An 18,972-nucleotide genomic window follows, 5' to 3' on the forward strand; every position below is an offset into this window, starting at 1 on the left:
CCATACAACGATAGTCCGGCCGATGCCCCGGGTCAAGGCGGCGCTCCCGTTCCGTGGCCGGTCGGCTTTGCGCCGCTTGCCATTTCCGGGCAAAGGGGCATTGTGACATTGTGCCGGCCCAAGGAGCCTGCGCAGCGGCGGGAACGCCGCAGGCCGAGGCGTCACGCGTTTTCCGTGGCCCCGTCACCGAACCGTAACGGGCCAAACCTACCTTCCGCCCGTGACCAGGGACATTTCGCGCCAATCATGGCGCGACAACCATTGAGGAGGGTTTCCGTGAAAAAACTGATTGGCATCGTAGCCGCGTGTCTCATGATCGCTTCCACCGCCTTTGCCGACACCACCATCAAGGTCGACGGTTCCACCACCGTGCTGCCCATCATGCAGAAAGTGGTCGAGGCCTATATGAAGGCCCACCCGGATGTGAAGATTTCCGTGTCCGGCGGCGGCTCGGGCAACGGCATCAAGTCGCTCATCGACGGCGCCACCGACATCGCCATGGCCTCGCGCGCCATGGAGCAGAAGGAAATCGACCTGGCCAAGACCAAAAACGTCAACCCCAACCAGATCGTCTGCGCCATCGACGCCATCGTGCCCGTCGTCAATCCGGGCAACAAGCTGGCCGAGATCACCACCGCCCAGCTCAAGGACCTCTACACGGGCAAGATCACCAGCTGGAAGGATCTTGGCGGCGAGGGTCCGGTGGTCGTCATTTCCCGCGACACCTCGTCGGGCACCTACGAGACCTGGGAAGGTCTGGTCATGAAAAAGGAACGCGTCTTCCCGGGCGCGCTGATGCAGGCCTCGAGCGGCGCGGTGGTCCAGGCCGTCAGCAAGAACAAGAACGCCATCGGCTACGTGGGCATCGGCTACCTCGACGCCTCCACCAAGGGCCTCAAGGTCGACGGCATCGAAGCCACTGCGGAAAACGCCAAGTCCAAGAAGTACCCCGTCTCCCGCGACCTGTACCTCTACACCAACGGCGCCCCCTCCGGCGCGGCCAAGGGCCTGGTCGACTTCCTGCTCGGCGCCGAAGGCCAGAAGCTGGTCAAGGAAGCCGGTTTCGTTCCCCTCAACTAGCCTGCCCGAAAACGCCCGCAACGCGTCCCGGCCCGCCCGCGCGGCGTCGGGACGCGCCGCTTGGAGACGCCCATGGCCCTTTCGCGCAAGACCAAGGACCGCCTGATCCAAAACGCCTTTTTCCTGACCGCCCTGTCGTCCATCGTGGCCCTGGCGCTGATCATGATCTACCTCTTTGCGGAGGGGCTGCCGATCTTCAAGGACGTCTCGGTCCTGGACTTCCTGTTCGGCAACCTGTGGTATCCCACCTCCGATCCGCCGGAATTCGGCATTTTCCCCCTGATCGTGGCCTCGCTGTCGGTCACGCTGGTCTCCTCGGCCATCGCCATCCCGCTTGGCGTCATGACCGCCATCTACCTGGCCGAGATCGCCAGCCGCAAGACCCGCGACATTTTCAAGCCCATCGTCGAGCTGCTGGCCGCCCTGCCGTCGGTGGTCATCGGCTTTTTCGGCATGGTGGTGGTGGCGCCGTTTCTCCAGGAGACCTTCGACCTGGCAACAGGCCTCAACCTTTTCAACGCCTCCATCATGCTGGCCTTCATGTCCGTGCCGACCATCTGCTCCGTGTCCGAGGACGCCATCTACGCCGTGCCCCGGGAGCTCAAGGAAGCCTCCCTGGCCCTGGGGGCCACGCACTTCGAGACCATCACCAAGGTGGTGCTGCCGGCGTCCTTGTCCGGCATCTCCACGGCCGTCATGCTCGGCATGTCCCGGGCCATCGGCGAGACCATGGTCGTCCTCATGGTGGCCGGCGGCGCGGCCATCATCCCGACCTCGATTTTTTCCGCGGTCCGGCCCATGCCGTCGAGCATCGCGGCGGAGATGGCCGAGGCGTCCTTCCGCGGCGACCACTACCGGGCCCTCTTCGCCATCGGCATCGTGCTGTTTCTTTTCACCCTGGTCTTCAACCTCGTGGCCAGCCACGTGTCCGAAAAGCACAAGCAGGTCGGCGCGGCCACGCTGTAGCCGCCAAGGAACTCCCCATGAACGCCACCGCCGTCGCCCGCCAAAGCCTGGCCCGCCGCCACCGCACCCAGAAGATCATGTGGGGCGTCTTCGGCCTGTCGTCGCTCGTCAACATGGCAGCCCTGCTCCTTATCTGCGGCTTTCTGCTCATAAAAGGCCTGCCCGCCATCTCCTGGAGCTTTCTGACCGAGATGCCGCGCGACTCCATGACCGCCGGCGGCATCCTGCCCTGCATCCTCGGCACCATCTACTTGAGCCTCGGCACCATGGCCGTGGCCTTTCCCCTCGGCGTGGCCTCGGCCGTCTACTTAAACGAATACGCCACCCCGGGCCGGACCCTGCGGCTCATCCGCCTTGGCATCAACAATCTGGCCGGCGTGCCGTCGGTGGTCTTCGGCCTTTTCGGCCTGGCGTTTTTCGTCACCTTCTTTGGCCTGGGCGTCAGCCTCCTCTCCGGCATCCTGACCCTTTCGATCCTGGTCCTGCCGGTCATCATCGGCACGGCCGAAGAGGCGCTCAAAGCCGTGCCCCAGACCTACCGCGAGGCCTCGCTCGGCCTTGGGGCCACCAAGTGGCAGACCATCCGGCTGGTGGTCCTGCCGGCGGCCATGCCGGGCATGCTGACCGGGGCCATCCTCGGCCTGTCCCGGGTGGCCGGCGAGACCGCGGCCATCATGTTCACGGCGGCCGTCTTTTTCACGCCCTACCTCCCGACCAACCTGACCGACTCGGTCATGGCCCTGCCGTACCACATCTACGTCCTGGCCACGGCCGGCACGGACATCGACAAGACCCGGCCCCTCCAGTACGGCACGGCCCTGGTGCTCATCGTCCTGGTCCTCGGCATGAACCTCGGAGCCATCCTCTACCGGGCCAAGCTGCAAAAAAAGCGCTAGGTCCATGCCGTTAAAAAAGACGGCAGTGCTTTTTAAGGTAAAAACCAGTTTTTGCGGCATGTTGTATCAAGAATAGATATGTGTGGCCTTCCAAGGCACGGTGCCGGGCCGGGGCGCGGGAAAACCAGGCCGTGTTGGACCGGGGCGGGGCATGCCTGCTTGGCCCCAAGGCCGCGGCCGGCGTCCCGGCCGGCCGGCTGGGACGCCGGCGCGGATATGTCTGGCGGAACTTGCGAAAATTCCATAGCTTCTAGCCGAATCGCGACGGCCTTGCCTCACGCCGCCGGCCTTTGTGGTTTGGCCTGCGGACCGCGCGCCAACCGCCAAAGGAGCCCTCATGAAACGCGTGTCCCGCTGTCTGGTTTCGTGCCTTGTCCTTGTCCTGGCCACCGCCGCCCCGGCCCTGGCCAAGAAAAACCAGCAAGCCGAAGATATCGATTTCGGCGCCGTCACCTGCCAGGAATTCATCCAGGAAATCTCCGAAGCCGATGCCGAATCCGCCGGCATGATCCTCTTGTGGCTGGACGGATACTTGAGCGGCGTCTCCGGCGACACCACGCTCAAATGGGCGCCCCTGGGCAAGTTTTCCGAGGCCTTGATGGCGGCCTGCGCCAAGAAGCCGGGCAGCAAGGTGCTCGACGTGGCCAAGCGGGTCGGCATCAACTAGGGGGGCGGCCCTTGAAGAAGAGGCCGGTATTTTTCACGGAAAAATTAATAAATTTATACGGTTGTCCATGAGAGGGCCTGTGCTTGCTCATGGACGCGACACGGGCCTCGGCCGCCGTGTCCGCCGGGAGCGGGACGGACGCCGCAGGGCACACCAACGGGCCAACGGGGCGGTCGGACGCAATGGGCGTCCGGCCGCCCCTTTTCGTTGACGCCGGACGGACCGCCGCCGGCGCGGAAGGAATCCAGGGAGGCAGGCATGACCGAGGGAGAGAGCCAGGGCCGCAAGAACTATGTGCTCGACACCAACGTGCTGATCGAAAACCCGCAAAGCGTGCTGAAGCTTCGAAACGGCGTGGAAAACGCCATCCACATCCCGGGCCATGTGCTCATGGAGCTCGACGGACTCAAAAAAACGACCAAGCTGCGCCATATCGTGGCCAACGTCATCCAGACCCTGACCGAGAACCGCGACCACATCCACTTCATCCAGAACGCCAAAAGCCGCTCCGAGCTGACCGACAGCATCGACAACCGCATCCTGGACGAGATCGAAGCCTCCACCATCGACGACCCCATCCTCGTGACCAACGACCGGATCCTGCAGCTGCGGGCCGGGCTGCGCGGCATCAAAAGCGAGGAACTGCGGGACTCCCGGCCGTTCGAATCGGAATCCCAGCGCTACACCGGGTTTGCCGAGGACGACGGCGAGATCGTGCCCAACTGCTTCACCTGGCGCGACGGCAAGCCCGTGCTCCACGCCCCGGACGGCGAGAAGGTCATCAACTACACCTGCGATGTCTGGAACGTCCGGCCTCGGACCGTGTACCAGAACCTGGCCCTCGAACTCATCATGGCCCCGCACGTCGACCTGGTCTCCATCCAGAGCGAGGCCGGCTACGGCAAGACCTTCCTGGCCCTGGCCGCCGCCCTGTTCGCGGTGCAGGAGAAAAAGCAGTACGACAAGATCGTGGTCTTGAAACCCACCATCGAGATCGGGGCCAAGATGGGCTACCTGCCGGGCGACGTGTCCGAGAAGATGGAACCGTACATGAAGTACGTCTTTGACCTCCTCGTCAAGCTCCACCGGTCGCGGGCGGCCAACAAGGTCTTCCTGAACCCCAACGACGAGATGTTGCGCATAAACCCCAAGAAGTTCGAGATCCTGCCGCTGGCCTTCGTGCGCGGCATGAACATCGAGAACGCCTTCGTGGTCATCGACGAGGCCCAGAACCTGTCGCGCACCGAAGTCCGGGCCGTGCTGACCCGCATGGGCGAAGGGGTCAAGTGCGTGGTCCTTGGCGACACCTCCCAGGTGGACAACCCCTATCTCAACGAAGCCAACAACGGCCTCAACTGGATCGTGCGGAAGTTCAAGGGATTTGCCAACTACGCCCACATCGTGCTCAAGGGCGAGCGGTCGCGCGGCCCCATCACGGACATGGTCCTGCGCTCCAAGCTCTAAGGGCGCGTTCTCGAAATCCGCGCACACGAATTTGGAGGCCAAGATATTAAAATAAGTATTTTAATATCTTGGCCAACGCCACGCCAGACCGGGCGCAAAGGCGAAGGCAGGGGCGGGGCCGCGAGGCGCCGCCCTTTTTGTTTCCGGGACGGCGGCCGGCCGGACGGGCAAGGAAATACGGCTCGCGGCGGAATTCCCCTCCCGACCGGCCGGTTTGGCCGGCTGCGGGCGGGGACGGGCATTCGGAACAGGCAAGATGCTTGCTGCGCCTCCCCGTTTGGGGTTAGGCTGGAGTAAAGAGAGCGGTGAAGTGTCCAGGGAATGGCCTCCGGTGGGGACCCGCCCGGCCTTCTGGCGTGGGATGGCGGGGTAGGATATTGAAAACGATGGCTATGTTGTGGAAAAAACGTTCCCCCGCGACCTTGTTTCCAAGGGCCTGGTGCTGGCGGTTGTTTTCCCGTTCCTGGCGTTTGGTCTGCAATGGCTTTTCTGGGGGGCGATCAGGCCCTATATCTGGTTTCTTTTTTTCCCGGCCGTGTTTTTCAGTTCCCAGGTCGGCGGCATGGCCGGCGGGCTGGCCGCCACCGTGCTTTCGGCCATGCTCGCCTCCTTTTTCATGGAGCCGCGGTTCTCCTTTCTTTTCGGCAATCCGGTCAGCCTCATCTCCGTCCTGATCTTTTGCGGCATGGGCACGCTTTTCAGCCTGACCCACAGCCGGCTGGCCCGGGCCCGGCAGGTGGCCGAGGCGGCCTTGGCCGCCTCCCGCGACGCCAACGCCGGCCTGCGCGCGGCCAACGAGGAGATCACCCGGCTCTACGAAAAGACCCGCGAGCTCGACGCCCTCAAAACCCGGTTTTTCGCCAACGTCAGCCACGAACTGCGCACCCCCCTGACGCTGATCCTCGGCCCCCTGGCCCGGCGGCTCGAAGCCTGCGCCGACGACGCGGCCCGGGCCGACCTCCGGGTCATGGAGCGAAACGCGCTCTTGCTCCACCGCCATGTGAGCGATCTGCTCGACGTGGCCAAGCTCGACGCAGGCCGCATGGAAACCCGCTACGCCCGGGCCGACGTGGCCCGCCTGGCCCGGTTCATGGGCTCGTGCTTCGAGTCCCTGGCCCGGGAAAAGCGGATCCGGTTCACCATCGCGGCCCCGGAAAGGCTCAGTGCCGCCGTGGACGTGGAAAAGGTCCGGCGCATCCTGCAAAACCTCCTGTCCAACGCCTTCAAGTTCACCCCGGACGGCGGCGCCGTGGACGTCCGCCTGGAAGAGGACGGCGACTGGGTGGCCATGACCGTGGCCGACAACGGCCCGGGCGTGCCGCCGGCCCTGCGCCAGGCGGTCTTCGAGCGCTTCCGCCAGCTCGACGGCGGCGCGGACCGGCGCCACGGCGGCACCGGACTCGGCCTGGCCATTGCCCGGGAATTCGCCGTGCTCCACGGCGGGGACATCCTCCTTGACGCCTCGCCGGGCGGCGGGGCCTCCTTTACCGTGACCCTGCCGCGAAAGGCCCCGGACGGGGTCGTGGTCCACGACGCCCCGGAAGAGATGGACGCGGCCGCCGAAGCGCCGGTCCCGCCGGAACCGGTTCCCGGCCTCCGTCGGCCGGCCCGGGCCGACGGCCCGCCGGCCGACGCGCCCCTGGTCCTCGTGGTCGAGGACAACCCGGACATGCGCGACTATCTCGGCGGCATCCTCGGCGGCCGCTACCGCACGGCCATGGCGTCCAACGGCCGGGAGGGGCTGGAGGCGGCCCTGGTCCTCCATCCGGACCTGATCGTCTCGGACGTGATGATGCCGGAGGTCAGCGGCCAGGACATGGTCCGCGAACTGCGCCGCAACGCGGCCATGGACGACGTGCCCGTGGTCATGCTGACGGCCAAGGCCGACGACGAGTTGGCCCGGACGCTCATCGCCGAACGGGTCCAGGACTATCTGGTCAAGCCCTTCGACGCCCGGGAACTCCTGGCCCGGGTCGGCCGGCTCCTGGCGGACAAGGGGCGGCATGCCCGGAACATGTGGATCAGCGAGCGCCGGTTCCAGGCCACGTTCGAACTCGCGGCCGTGGGCATCGCCCTGGTCTCCCCGCAGGGCCGGTGGCTGCGGGTCAACCGGAAGCTGTGCGACATCGTCGGCTATGCGGCCGAGGAAATGGTCGGCATGACCTTCCAGAAAATCACCCATCCGGAGGACCTCGAGTCGGATATGGCCCTGGTGCAGCAGGTGCTCGGCGGCGTGACCAACACCTACAACAGGGAAAAGCGCTACATCCGCAAGGACGGCACCGTCGTCTGGATCAACCTGACCGTGGCCCTGGTCCGGGACGCGGCCGGAGCGCCGGACTATTTCATCTCCGTGGTCGAGGACATCGACCGGCGAAAGGCCATCGAGGAACAGTTGCGCCTGTCCAAGGACGACCTGGAGCGGGCGGCCCGGCAGGCCACGCACCTGGCCCGGCGGGCCGAGGCGGCCAATCTGGCCAAGAGCGCCTTTCTGGCCAACATGAGCCACGAGATCCGCACGCCCTTAAACGGGCTCCTGGGCATGATGCAGCTTCTGAAAACCACCGTGCTCGACGAGGAACAGCTCGAATACGCGGACATGGCCATCCGTTCCGGCGGCCGGCTGACCCGGCTCCTGGGCGACATCCTCGACCTGTCGCGCATCGAGGCCGAGCGCATGGCCCTGTCCCTGGCCCCCTTCCGCCTGGCCGACGTGTTCGCCGCCATCACCGAGACCTTCGCCCCCCTGGTCCGGGAAAAGGGCCTGCCGCTCGCCTGCCGGGCCGCCCCGGACGTGCCGGGCGTCCTCGTCGGCGACGAGATGCGCGTGCGCCAGATCCTCTTCAACCTCACGGGCAACGCCATGAAGTTCACCGAGGCCGGGTCGGTGGCGGTGGAGGTTTCGTCCCTGGCCTCGCCCGATCCCGGGCAGGCGCGGCTTCTTTTCACCGTGGCCGACACCGGCGTCGGCATCCCGGACGACAAGATCGACACCGTGGGCGAGCCCTTCACCCAGGCCGACAGTTCCTACACCCGCGACCAGCAGGGCGCGGGCCTGGGCCTGACCATAAGCCGCCAGCTGACCGAACTCATGGGCGGCACCCTGACCATCGAGAGCGAACCGGGCCAGGGGACCACCGTCTATCTCATGCTGCCCCTCGGGCTGCCGGAGGCGGCCGTCCTGCCGGCTGCGGCCCCGGCCATGGCCCTTTCCCGCAAGTCCGGCTGCCGGGTGCTCCTGGTCGAGGACGACGCGGTCAACCGGCTGGCCGCCAGCCGGCTCCTGGAAAAGCAGGGCTGCGAAGTGGTCCTGGCCGGCAACGGCGTGGAAGCCGTGGCCGCGGCCGGCCGGGAGGCGTTCGACTGCGTGTTCATGGACGTCCAGATGCCGGTCATGGACGGGCTCGAGGCCACCCGGCGCATCCGGGCCGCAGGGCTGGCCGACCTTCCCATCGTGGCCATGACCGCCTACGCCATGAGCCGGGACCGGGAAAAGTTCCTGGCCGCCGGCATGACCGACTACATCGCCAAGCCGGTGGAGGCCGCGAACCTGGCCAAGGCCCTCCGGCGCGCCCAGGCCGCCCTGCCGGCCGGGGACCCGGCCGCCGGCTGAGCCTTTCCCGCCTGGAGGGGGGCGGCCGGCCCGGCGCTTTTCTCCGGGAAAAGCCCGCCCGCCCCTTTGCCATCAAACCGTAAATCATCTAGTCTACAATAGGCGCGAAACACGCGTGGGCCTGCGCTTGCAATCCGGGTCCGCACGCAAGGAGAACGCCACCATGTCCGGATCACGCAAACGGAAGTTCGAGTTGGTGCTGCCCCGGGTCGAGGCCCTGGCCACCCTGGCCGGGCTGACCGCCCAGGCCGCGGCCGGCAATCTCGTCATCGGCGGCGAAGTCGTGCCGCTTGACGATTTCATGAGCCTTAAAATCGGCATCAAACACCTCGGCGCCTCGTCCATGCTGAAGGTCCGGCTCAAGTACCCGGCCGTGGGTCTCGACGCCCTGCCGACCCCGGCCGGCGTGGACAGGGAGGACGCGGCCCGGGAGGCGGCCCTGGCCGCCGCGCCCGAAGCCGTTGCCGCCGATGCCGGGGGGGGCGGAGCCGTGGAGCCCGAGGGCCGGCCCCGATACAAGGGCCTCAAAAAGCGGATGAAGCATTTTTTCAAGGCCCTGGTCGTGTCGCTGCGGGCCGGGCAGGCCCCGGACCGGGACGTGGTGGCCGCGTTTATTGCCGACAGCCGGCTCATGACGTCTTTCCCCGGCAAGGGCGACGCCTTCTATCCGGCCTACGACGCCGAGGTGGACCGGCTGGAGGAAGCCGCGGCCGCCGGCGACATCGCGGCCATGACGGCCTCGGTCGCGGCCCTTGACCGCATGAAAAAGGAGTGTCACAGCCGCCATGCCTGATTCCAGCCATGCCCCGGCCGGCCTCGCCGGTCCGGCCGGACCGGAGGAGGCCCGCTGCGTGGAGATCGACCTCTCCCGGGTGGACCCGGCCGTCACCGAGGAGGACGAGGCGGCCTTCGCCCGCATAAACGACGTCACCCTGACCCCGCAGCAGGCGGCGCGCATCGCCAATCCGGTCCGCACCTATCCGCGCCAGGAATACGTCCTGGCCGCCCACTGGCACCCCGAACACGTGCCCATGGAGCTTTTAAAGGAACGCATCGCCAAGCTCTATCCCAACCGGATCGACGAGCTCATCATCCCCACCCAGCACAACATGCTCCTGGAGTACGACGGCTACCAGGGCGTGGAGGTGGACTGCTATTCGAGCGGGTTCAACCGCAAGGTGCAGCTCCTGCTCCACTTCAAGGGCCTCGATCGGGACCGGGCCGAGGTCCTGGCCTCCATGCTGCGCCACACCCACCGCTACCGGGCCTCCCAGCTTTTCGAGTACCTGGACGCCCTGGCCGAGCCGGCCGGGGAGGAAAGGCGCCAGCTGGCGGCCGGCCGCAGCAACGCCGAAGAGGAGCTGGTCGCCTTCGTGCGCATCCAGGCCGCCAAGCTCAAAGCGCTCATCCTGGCCCACGAGGCGACCCTCCCCGAGGACACCTACAAGAACAAGCTCGTGCGCAACTTCCTCGACACCCTGCGCCCCCGCTTTGGCGACCGGCTGGTCAACAAGGCGCAGGTCTACGCCAGGGCCGTCAAGGAGCTGGTCAAGGAGGCCTTTTCGCTCTCCTACTTCTACCGGGCGACCGAGGTGATCGAGGAGGCCCGGTCCCTGGGGGCCGGCATCGTCATCCCCCACCCGGAGCAGTTCTGGCCGATTCTTCTGGCCGATTACGACGTGGACGGCATCGAGGTCTGGAACCCCCAGTCCCAGCAGTACACGGAATTTTTGATCAACGTGGTCAACCGCCGCAACCGCATGGGCTGGCACGGCGAGCGCCCCATCCTCATCTTCATGGGCGACGACTGCCACATGAGCGAAAAGACCCGGGACCCGGCCGAGCAGGACCCGGAAAAGGCGGCCCGGGAAATCGGGCTCCAGCCGGCCTGGCACGACTTCGCCATCAGAAAGAGCCTGATCATAAACGGGGTCAGCCGGCGCAAGATCATCGCCGAATACCGGTCCCGGCTGGGATAGGCACGCGCGACGGCAGGGTCGGACGACCAGCGGCGGTGGCGGCAGGGGAAAAGGGGAAGCCTCCGGCGGCCAAAGGGCTTGGCCCTTTGGAAACCCTTTGAAATTTCAGGCAAGAAGCTGCAGGTTCTTTCGAGGGCCGGCCCCGCCGCTGTGACGACAAGGGAGAGACGCGTGGAAAAGGAATCCCGGTTCAAATACGAGTCCGTCCAGGACGCCGAGACGCTCAGGCGCTACCTGGAGACGGTCACCGCCGGCTTTGCCGCCGGCGAACTCCGGTTCGCCAGCCGCGAGGGCGAGGTGACGCTCCACCCCAAGGGCATGCTCGGGTTTCTCATTGAGGCCAAGTCCATGGGCGGGCGCATGAAGCTCCACTTGAAATTTTCCTGGCGCGAGGACGGCGCGGCCGAGGAGGGCGACGCGGGCCTCGTCATCGACGCCGGCGAGTCCTCCTCCTGAGGCCGTCTCCTCGGGCGACGGGCCGCCCGGTCAAGGCGGCGGCCAGGGCGTAAGCACATGGCCTCGGGACTTCCCGGCACGGGGTCCGGAGGCGCGACACGGGCCGGGGAGGCGCCATGCGCATATTGGAAGGGATCGAGGAAAATTTCCGGTTCATGGTCCTTGAGGTGTCCAAGCAGGTGGCCAGCGCCCTTTTGGCGGTCGAACGGCCGGACCCGGACCGCATAAAGCGCATCGAGAGCCGCGACGACTACATCGACAACCTGAAAAGCGTCATCGAGAACGCCTGCTGGGGCCGCATCCACGACTCCCGCGACACCAACAAGCGCACCCTTGACCTGGTGCGGGCCGCCAACATCATCAACATCAACCTGGAGCGGATCGCGGACTACGCGGTTAACATCGTCTCCCAGGTCCAGTACCTGACCGACCCGGCCTTCATCCGCCGCTACGACTACCGCGACCCGTTCGTGGACGTGGACAAGGCCCTGGGGCTGGTCTTTCCGGCCTTGACCCGCCAGGACGTGCGCCTGGCCCTGCGCATCTGCCGGGCGGAATTCTCCCTGGACGACCGGTTCAAGGCCGCCTTCGACGCCATCCTGGCCGATCTGCGGCGCGGCGAGTCCCCGGAAAACGCCATCTCCTGCTTCAACATCTTCCGCTATCTGGAGCGGATGGGCGACGCCCTGCTCAACATCGGCGAGGCCGTCATTTTCGCGGCCCTCGGCGAGAAGCTGAAAATCCACCAGTACCAGGCCCTGCAGGATTCGCTTGGTCAGGGCGAGGACGGGGCCCCGCTTGCCGCCGGGGAGTTCAGCTCCATCTGGGGCACCCGGTCGGGCTGCCGCATCGGCCGGCTCGAGGAGCACGGGCCCCGGTCCAAGGGCGTGCTCTTCAAGGAAGGGACGGCCGCCAAGCTGGCCAAGGAAAAGGAGAACATCGAGCGGTGGCAGCGCCTGTCCCCGGGGCTCCCGCCGGCCATCCAGGCCTTCCAGACCGACGGCGACTCGGCTTCCATGCTGCTGGAATATCTCGGCGGCTGCAATCTCCAGGAAGTGGTCCTGACGGCCGACCGGGAGATCGTGGAAAACGCCTGCTTCCTGGTCACCCAGACCGTGGGCGGCATCTGGGAGCAGACGCTCTCGCGCCGGCCGGTGCCGGCGGACTTCATGGGCCAGATGCGTTCCCGCCTGGAGGACGTCTTCCGGCTCTATCCCGGGTTCGCCCGGGGGCCCAAGCGGCTCGGCGAGGTGGCCATCGCCTCGGTGCCCGAGCTTTTGGCCTCGGCCACGGATGCCGAAGCCGGATTGGCCGCGCCCTTTTCCGTGTTCCTGCACGGCGATTTCAACCTCAACAACGTCGTCTACGACCACACGGCCCAGCGCATCCACTACATCGACCTCAACCGCTCGGCCGAGGGCGACTACGTCCAGGACACGGCCGTGTTCCTGGCTTCCAACTTCCGGCTGCCGGTCTTTGAAGCGCGCCTTCGCGGCCGCATCGAACTGGCCATGGCCCGGTTTTTGGAATTCGCCCGGTCCTTTGCCGCCGAGCAGAATGATGCCCAGTTCGAGGCCCGGCTCACCTTCGGCGTGGCCCGGGCCCTCGCCACCTCGGCCCGGTTCGAGATGCACCGGGACTTTGCCCAGGAACTGTTCCTGCGCGGCGTCTACCTGCTGGAACGGGCCACGGCCCATGCCGGGCGGCCCTGGGAGGACCTGGCCTTTCCGGACGCGGTCCTCCTGTATTAGCCACTCCCCGCCGCCGGTCTCCTTTTGGTGCCTCGGGCACCGGCAGTCGCTTCTTGCCGCCGGGCCTTATTCGGGCCATAGGATACGGCAGGCCTCCGGCATACCGGAGGCAAGGAGGTTCCCATGCAGGCAGTCATGGCCAAGGGCGGCGTGCCGCCCGGCCGGCCGGGCGCGTTCGTCCTGGCCGAGGTCCCGATTCCCGCGCCCGGGCCGGACGATCTCCTGGTCAGGGTCGCGGCCGTTTCCGTCAACCCGGTGGACGCCAAGGTCCACGCCAGGATGGCCGCCGGCGAGGAAAAAATCCTCGGCTACGACGCCTGTGGCACGGTTGCGGCCGCAGGCGCCGCCGTGTCCGGCTTCGCCCCCGGCGACCGGGTCTATTACGCCGGCGACGTGACCCGGCCCGGCTGCGACGCCGAGTTCCATCTGGTCGACGCCCGCATCGCGGCCAAGGCCCCGGCGAGCCTCGATACCCCGGCCGTGGCCGCCCTGCCCCTGACCGGCATCACGGCCTGGGAGGCCCTCTTTGACCGGCTCGGTTTCACCGCCGACGCCGGGGCCAACGCCGGGCGCGACATCCTCGTCATCGGCGGGGCGGGCGGGGTCGGCTCCATGGCCATCCAGCTGGCCAAATGGGCCGGCCTTCGGGTCGTGGCCACGGCCTCGCGACCCGAGTCCGCCGACTGGTGCCGGGGGCTCGGGGCTGAGATCGTCCTCGACCACAGGAAAGACCTGCCGGCCCAGCTCCAGGCCGCCGGCCTTGCCGACGTGTCGGCCGTTTTCTGCACCACCCACCTGGAGACCCACTGGGCGGCCATGGCCGCCTGCCTGCGGCCCCAGGGCGCGGTCTGCTGCATCGACGACCCGTCGGGGCCCCTCGACATCACGGTCTTTAAATCCAAGTGCGCGAGCATCCATTGGGAATTCATGTTCGCCCGTTCCATGTGGAAGACCCCGGACATGGCCGAGCAGGGCCGCATCCTGGCCCGGCTGGCCGGGCTCCTCGACGCCGGCACGGTCCGGCCGACCCTGGCCGCCGCGCACTCGGGCCTCGATCCGGCCGTCTTCGCCAGGGCCCACCAGGACCAGCTCTCGGGCCGGATGGTCGGCAAGCAGGTCATCGTCTTTTAGCGTGGGGGCGCGGCCGCCTGGTCGCGGCCGCGCCTGCCCGCTCAGGTGAAGTCGTAGCGCGTGCCCACGCTGCTTTGCATGAACTGTCCGGGCATGGCCGCGGCAAAGGCGTGGGTGGACTTCCAGCCGGTGCAGTGCATGGGGATGAGATGGGCCGGGGCAAGTTCGCGCATGGCCGCGACGGTCTGGTCGACGATGGGCTCGAAAAGGGGCCCCGTCAGGTGGAAGCCGCCCATGACGGCCAGGATCGCCCGGGTGCCCGTCACTTTCTGGGCGTAGCGGACGCTGTTGATGATGCCGGCGTGGGCGCAGCCGCTTATGACCACCAGTCCCTTGCCCGCCACGTCAAAGACCAGGGCCTGGTCGTCGCAGAAGGGATCGGCCAGCCATTGGCCGCCCTCGTGGATTTCCGCCCAGGGAAAGCCCCGCTCGAACGCCGTCGTCCGTTCGATCTCGCCAAGCGTCAGCAGCATGTCCGAAAACCACAGGGTCGGGTCCGGGGCCGTGCGGATGGTGGCCCCGGCCTCGGCCAGGGCGGCCGCGTTAAGGGCCGGCAGCTCCGGTTGCGGCCCCTGGCCCGGGATGTTGAGCCGCCGCCGGCAATAGGCCCCGGGGTGCGAGATGAGGTCGCACCCCCGGCTGGTCCTGGCCAGAAAGCCGGGCAGCCCGCCGATATGGTCCATGTGGCCGTGGCTGAGGATGACGGCCTCGATGCGGTCCGGATCCAGGCCCAGGACGTCCATGTTGTGCGAAAGGGCCAGATCGCTCAGGCCCGTGTCCAAAAGGACGGTATGGGCCTCGCCGCCTCTTTCGAACTCGATGAGAAGCGACAGGCCGTGTTCGGCCACCGGGCTCTTGCTCCAGGACAGAAGCGGCCGTTTCAGGACAGCCGTGCTTTCGAGGAGGAAATGGTCCAGGGAGTTGTCGATCAGGGTGGTGACGGAGACGCGTTCCACGGGCGCTACGGGCTGGGTATGCATGGGAGGGCCTTGGTTGGAGGGGATGGCCACGGCGGCGGAGGGAAAATTGCCATGATCGTGGCAGGGGGCAACGCCGAAGTCAAGGCAGGGCCCGACGTGGGCGGTGTGTCCGGGCCATGCCCCTTGCCTCGCCTCCCGTGGCCGGATAGTACGGTGGAAGTCGCAGGGATGCCCGGTCTTGGGGGACGCCACGGCCCGACGACCCAGGAGCCGGGGGCTTTGCCCCGTGCCTGCGGCACGTGATTCCAAGGATGCCGCCCATGGCCAAGGGCCTCTTTTCAAAGGCCGGGATTCTCCTCCTCGGCTTCGCGGCGGCGGGCCTGCTCGTCGTGCCGGCGGGGTGGCTCGTGTTCCGGGTCGAAAACGCCCGTTTCCTGGAAGGGCGGCGGGCCACGGTCCAGGCGCATCTCGGCGAGGTCCGCCTGGCCCTGGAAGCGGCCCTGGCCGCAAGGCTCGCCTGCCTCCACGCCCTGGCCGCCTTTGCCGCCTCCCGGCCGGATGCCGGGGACCGGGAATTCACGGTCTTCGCCGCCCGGCTCGTCGCAGGCGAGCCGGACATCCGTTCCGTGCAGCTCGCCCGCGACCTCACCGTCAGCCATGTCTTTCCCGAGGCCGGCAACCCCGGCATCCTCGGCCTGTCCCTGCCAAAGGCCTTGCCGCCGCCGCAGGCGGCCGCCCTGGCCGAGACCCTCGAATCCGGCCGGATGACCCTCCTTGGCCCGGTCCCGCTCCTCCAGGGCGGGCAGGGGCTCATCGCCCGCATGCCGGTCAGGCTGCCGGCCGGGCCAGGCGGACCGGATGCGCCGCGTTTGTGGGGCCTGGCCACGGTCATCCTCGATTCGGACGCCTTTTTCCGGGACGTCGAGCCCGGGCAGATCGGCGCCATCCGGCTGGCCATCCGCGCCGGCGACGACGCGGGGCCGGGAGGCGCGCTGGCCTACGGCGATCCGGCGATTTTCGGCGACACCCCGGTCGTGGCCGATATGGCCGTGCCGGGTGGCTCCTGGCGGCTGGCGGCCATCCCGGCCGGCGGCTGGGCCCCCCTGGCCGTGCCCTGGTCCCTGCTCGGCCCGGCCGGAGCCACCTGGCTGGTCCTGGGGCTGGCCTTTTCCGTCTTTCTCACCTGGCCGGCCCGGCTGGCCCGGGGCATCCGCCTGGCCACCGCCGCCCTGGACGCGGCCAAGGGCGACCTGGAACGGACCGTGGAGGCGCGCACCCGGGAGCTTTCGGCCGCCAACGAATCCCTCCGGAACCTCTACGAATACGCCCCGGTCGGCATCTTCACCTCCGGCCCCGAGGGCCGTTACCGCACGGTCAACCACTGCCTGGCCCGGATGTACGGCTTCGACACGCCCCAGGAGCTTCTGGCGGGCGTGACCGACATCCAGGACCAGATCTATTGCGATCCCGGCGAACGCACGGCCCTGCTGGCGCGCCTGGCCGACTGCGGCCAGCTGTCCGACTACGAGACCCGGCGCCGCACGCGCACCGGCGACGCCATCTGGGTGTCGCTCAACATCCGGGCCGTGTGCGACGCCTCCGGCGGCATCGTCCGGCTGGAAGGGTTTTGCACGGACATCACCGCGCGCAAGCGGGCCGACGCCTCCCTGCGCCTCCTGTGGGCGGCGGTCGAGCAGTCGCCGGCCTCCATCGTCATCACCGACGCGGACGGAACCATCGAATACGTCAATCCGCACTTCACGGTCCTGACCGGCTACACCCCGGAGGAGGCCCGGGGGCAAAACCCGAGATTGCTCAAAAGCGGGGTCCACCCTCCGGCCTTCTACGCGGCCCTATGGGAGACGCTCCGGTCCGGCCGGGTCTGGCGGGGGGAGTTTTGCAACCGGACCAAGGAGGGCGGCATCTACTGGGAGGATTCCTCCATCTCGCCCGTGCGCGACGAGGCCGGCCGCATCACCCATTTCGTGGCCGTCAAAGAGGACATCACGGCGCAGAAGGAGCGCAAGGACCGCCTGCGCCGGCTCATGGCCGAGTTCGAGGCCCTCTTCGACGCCTCTTCGGTGGGCATCGTCCACCTCGGCCCGGACAGGCGGGTGGTGCGGGTCAACCGCCGCTTTTCCGAACTCTTCGGCCTGGCTTCCATGGAAATGGCCGGCCGGGCCCTGGAGGACATCCACGGCGGCAGCACCCGGCTGCGGGCCTTTCGCCAGGAGACCCTGGCCCGGATCGAGGCCGGCGAAAGCGTCCATTTCGAGGAGCGGTTGCGCAGCAAGGCCGGCCATGTCTTCTGGTGCTCCATCCACGGCACGCGCATCGAGCCCGACAGCCCGGCCTCGGGCTCCCTCTGGATCTTCGACGACATCTCGGCCCGCCGGGAACTGGAGGCGGTCCGCGAGGACGTGGAGCGGATCATGCGCCACGACTTGAAGGCCCCGCTCAACAGCATCGTCAACCTGCCGGAACTCGTCGCCGCCGTCGGACCGGTCACGGACGAACAGCGCGAAATGCTCGGCGAGATCGAACGGGCCGGCGAGGTCATGCTCCGCCAGATCGAGCTGTCGCTTGACCTTTACAAGATGGAAACCGGGACCTACGTGCCCCAGGTCCAGCGCATCGATCTGGCCCGGATCGTGGCCGGCGTGGGGGCCATGCTGGCCAAGACCGCGTCGCCCAAAGGCGTGGCCCTGGCCCTGTCGGCCGGTGACGGCCCGGTCTTCGCCATGGGCAGCGCCGTGCTGTGCCAGAACATCGCCGCCAACCTGCTCAAAAACGCCATCGAGGCCGAAGCGGCCGGCGCCACGGTCGCCATCCGCGTCTTTGCCGAGGCCGGCCGCACCGTCCTCGCCATCCACAACCCGTCGCCTGTCCCGGCCGACATCCTGCCGGTCTTCTTCGAGAAATACGCCACCAGCGGCAAGGCCGGCGGCAGCGGGCTCGGCACCTATTCCGCCCGCCTCATGGCCGAAAGCCAGGGCGGCCGGATCAGCCTGGAATCCACCCCCGCCTCCGGCACCACCGTCACCGTCTCGCTGCCCGGGGCGTAGCGGGGAGGGGAGGAGAAGGAAGATGCCTCCGGCGGCCGGGGGGGATCATCCCCCCCGGACTCCCCGGACGGGGGAGCGGGGATGGGGGGAAGCGGGTGGCGGGGTGGTGGTGGTCGGGTATGTGACGTGTGGCCGGAATTGGCCGGCCGTGCTGGCTGGCTTTGCAGCCAGTGTCGGACGGCCAATTCCGGCCACACAGGCCCGTCGCCCGGAGGAACCGGGCGAGTTTAGAGGTGCCGGGAATGACGCCTTGCCGCCTGCGCCGTGCCTTCCATTCGTCCACCCCGTTCGGGTGGGTCCGGGAGGGGGTGACCCCCTCCCGGCCGCCGGAGGCATCTTCTCTTCCTCTTCCTCGTCCTCTTTCTTAAGGCCAGACGATGGCCACGCGGCCGGGCTGGCGGACCAGGCGGGCCCCGATGCGGGCGGCCAGGGCCTGGCCCGGGCCGTCGTCCACCGGCGCGGCGTCCGGGGCCAGGCCGGTGACGACCAGGGCCGGCCCCGCCCCGTCTCCTCCGGCCTCCACGCAGACCGCGACCGTCTTGCCGGTGTCCGGCGCGGCCATGGCCCATTCCAGGCACAGGGCGAGCAGCCGGCAAAGAACGAAGGGGTCGGTCGACACCCGGGCGTCCGGGCCGGGCGTGGCCGAAAGCGCCACCTGGCGCATGCTGGCCTGCCGTTCGCCCAGGGCCACGGCCAGGGCGGCGGTCTCGGCCAGGGAGACCTCGCGGCGGGGCGCGTCGGCGGTGTGGGCGAAGCGGTTCAGGTGGGTCAGGATGGCGTCCCCGCGCCGCACCTGCTTGAGCAGGCAGGAGGCGGCCAGGGCCAGGCGCTCGGGATCGAGGGGCATGCCCCGGCCGGCGAGCCTCGACAGGTCGTCCAGGAGCCCGGCCTGTTCGTTGATGACGGCCAGGATGTTTTTGAGTTCATGGGAAACAGAGGCGCTGACCCGGCCGAAAAAAAACAGGTCATCGTTTTCCGGCATAC

Annotated in this window: 14 protein-coding genes; 12 read left to right on the plus strand and 2 right to left on the minus strand. The window is 67.8% G+C overall.

The features are described from left to right. Positions 1-276: 276 nt before the first annotated feature. The 11 genes from DFW101_RS15195 (at position 277) to DFW101_RS15245 (ending at position 14,003) form a co-directional block, all read left to right on the plus strand. Positions 277-1,080: a phosphate ABC transporter substrate-binding protein gene (locus DFW101_RS15195; RefSeq protein WP_009182410.1), complete on the plus strand. Its 804-nt coding sequence runs from the start codon at positions 277-279 to the stop codon at positions 1,078-1,080. A gap of 72 nt (positions 1,081-1,152) precedes the next feature. After that, positions 1,153-2,046 (plus strand): phosphate ABC transporter permease subunit PstC, encoded by an 894-nt coding sequence (gene pstC / locus DFW101_RS15200; RefSeq protein WP_009182411.1) that lies wholly within the window; start codon positions 1,153-1,155, stop codon positions 2,044-2,046. A 17-nt stretch (positions 2,047-2,063) separates the two neighbouring features. Beyond that, positions 2,064-2,942 carry a phosphate ABC transporter permease PstA gene (gene pstA / locus DFW101_RS15205; RefSeq protein ID WP_009182412.1) on the plus strand — a complete coding sequence of 293 codons (879 nt, stop codon included), beginning with the start codon at positions 2,064-2,066 and terminating at the stop codon, positions 2,940-2,942. Between the two features lie 337 nt (positions 2,943-3,279). Then, positions 3,280-3,609 carry an HdeA/HdeB family chaperone gene (locus DFW101_RS15210; RefSeq protein ID WP_009182413.1) on the plus strand — a complete coding sequence of 110 codons (330 nt, stop codon included), beginning with the start codon at positions 3,280-3,282 and terminating at the stop codon, positions 3,607-3,609. 258 nt (positions 3,610-3,867) lie between these two features. Continuing rightward, a complete protein-coding gene (locus DFW101_RS15215; RefSeq protein ID WP_009182414.1) occupies positions 3,868-5,073 on the plus strand; it encodes a PhoH family protein in 1,206 nt (401 codons plus the stop codon). A 397-nt stretch (positions 5,074-5,470) separates the two neighbouring features. Beyond that, positions 5,471-8,686: an ATP-binding protein gene (locus DFW101_RS15220; protein WP_009182415.1), complete on the plus strand. Its 3,216-nt coding sequence runs from the start codon at positions 5,471-5,473 to the stop codon at positions 8,684-8,686. 163 nt (positions 8,687-8,849) lie between these two features. Beyond that, positions 8,850-9,479: a GAK system XXXCH domain-containing protein gene (locus DFW101_RS15225; protein ID WP_009182416.1), complete on the plus strand. Its 630-nt coding sequence runs from the start codon at positions 8,850-8,852 to the stop codon at positions 9,477-9,479. Further along, on the plus strand, positions 9,472-10,665 hold the full coding sequence (locus tag DFW101_RS15230) for a hypothetical protein (RefSeq protein WP_009182417.1): 1,194 nt from the start codon (positions 9,472-9,474) through the stop codon (positions 10,663-10,665). The genes DFW101_RS15225 and DFW101_RS15230 overlap by 8 nt, the downstream gene beginning before the upstream one ends. A 171-nt stretch (positions 10,666-10,836) precedes the next feature. Beyond that, positions 10,837-11,121 carry an amphi-Trp domain-containing protein gene (locus DFW101_RS15235; protein WP_009182418.1) on the plus strand — a complete coding sequence of 95 codons (285 nt, stop codon included), beginning with the start codon at positions 10,837-10,839 and terminating at the stop codon, positions 11,119-11,121. Positions 11,122-11,237: 116 nt separating this feature from the next. Continuing rightward, positions 11,238-12,872: a phosphate signaling complex PhoU family protein gene (locus DFW101_RS15240; RefSeq protein ID WP_009182419.1), complete on the plus strand. Its 1,635-nt coding sequence runs from the start codon at positions 11,238-11,240 to the stop codon at positions 12,870-12,872. A 123-nt stretch (positions 12,873-12,995) separates the two neighbouring features. Beyond that, entirely contained in the window at positions 12,996-14,003 is a 1,008-nt protein-coding gene (locus DFW101_RS15245; RefSeq protein ID WP_009182420.1) for a zinc-binding alcohol dehydrogenase family protein, read from the plus strand. A gap of 41 nt (positions 14,004-14,044) precedes the next feature. Here the strand turns inward: DFW101_RS15245 and DFW101_RS15250 are convergent, their stop codons facing one another. Beyond that, positions 14,045-14,983 carry an MBL fold metallo-hydrolase gene (locus tag DFW101_RS15250; RefSeq protein WP_009182421.1) on the minus strand — a complete coding sequence of 313 codons (939 nt, stop codon included), beginning with the start codon at positions 14,981-14,983 and terminating at the stop codon, positions 14,045-14,047. Between the two features lie 260 nt (positions 14,984-15,243). Between DFW101_RS15250 and DFW101_RS15255 the strand changes: the two genes are divergently transcribed. Further along, complete coding sequence (locus DFW101_RS15255; protein WP_009182422.1) at positions 15,244-17,988, plus strand: PAS domain S-box protein; 2,745 nt, start codon at positions 15,244-15,246, stop codon at positions 17,986-17,988. A 364-nt stretch (positions 17,989-18,352) separates the two neighbouring features. Here the strand turns inward: DFW101_RS15255 and DFW101_RS15260 are convergent, their stop codons facing one another. Continuing rightward, positions 18,353-18,970, minus strand: coding sequence for a sensor histidine kinase (locus tag DFW101_RS15260; RefSeq protein ID WP_009182423.1), 618 nt, complete (start codon positions 18,968-18,970; stop codon positions 18,353-18,355). Positions 18,971-18,972: the final 2 nt, after the last annotated feature.

The organism is Solidesulfovibrio carbinoliphilus subsp. oakridgensis (assembly GCF_000177215.2).
Lineage (GTDB): Bacteria > Desulfobacterota > Desulfovibrionia > Desulfovibrionales > Desulfovibrionaceae > Solidesulfovibrio > Solidesulfovibrio carbinoliphilus.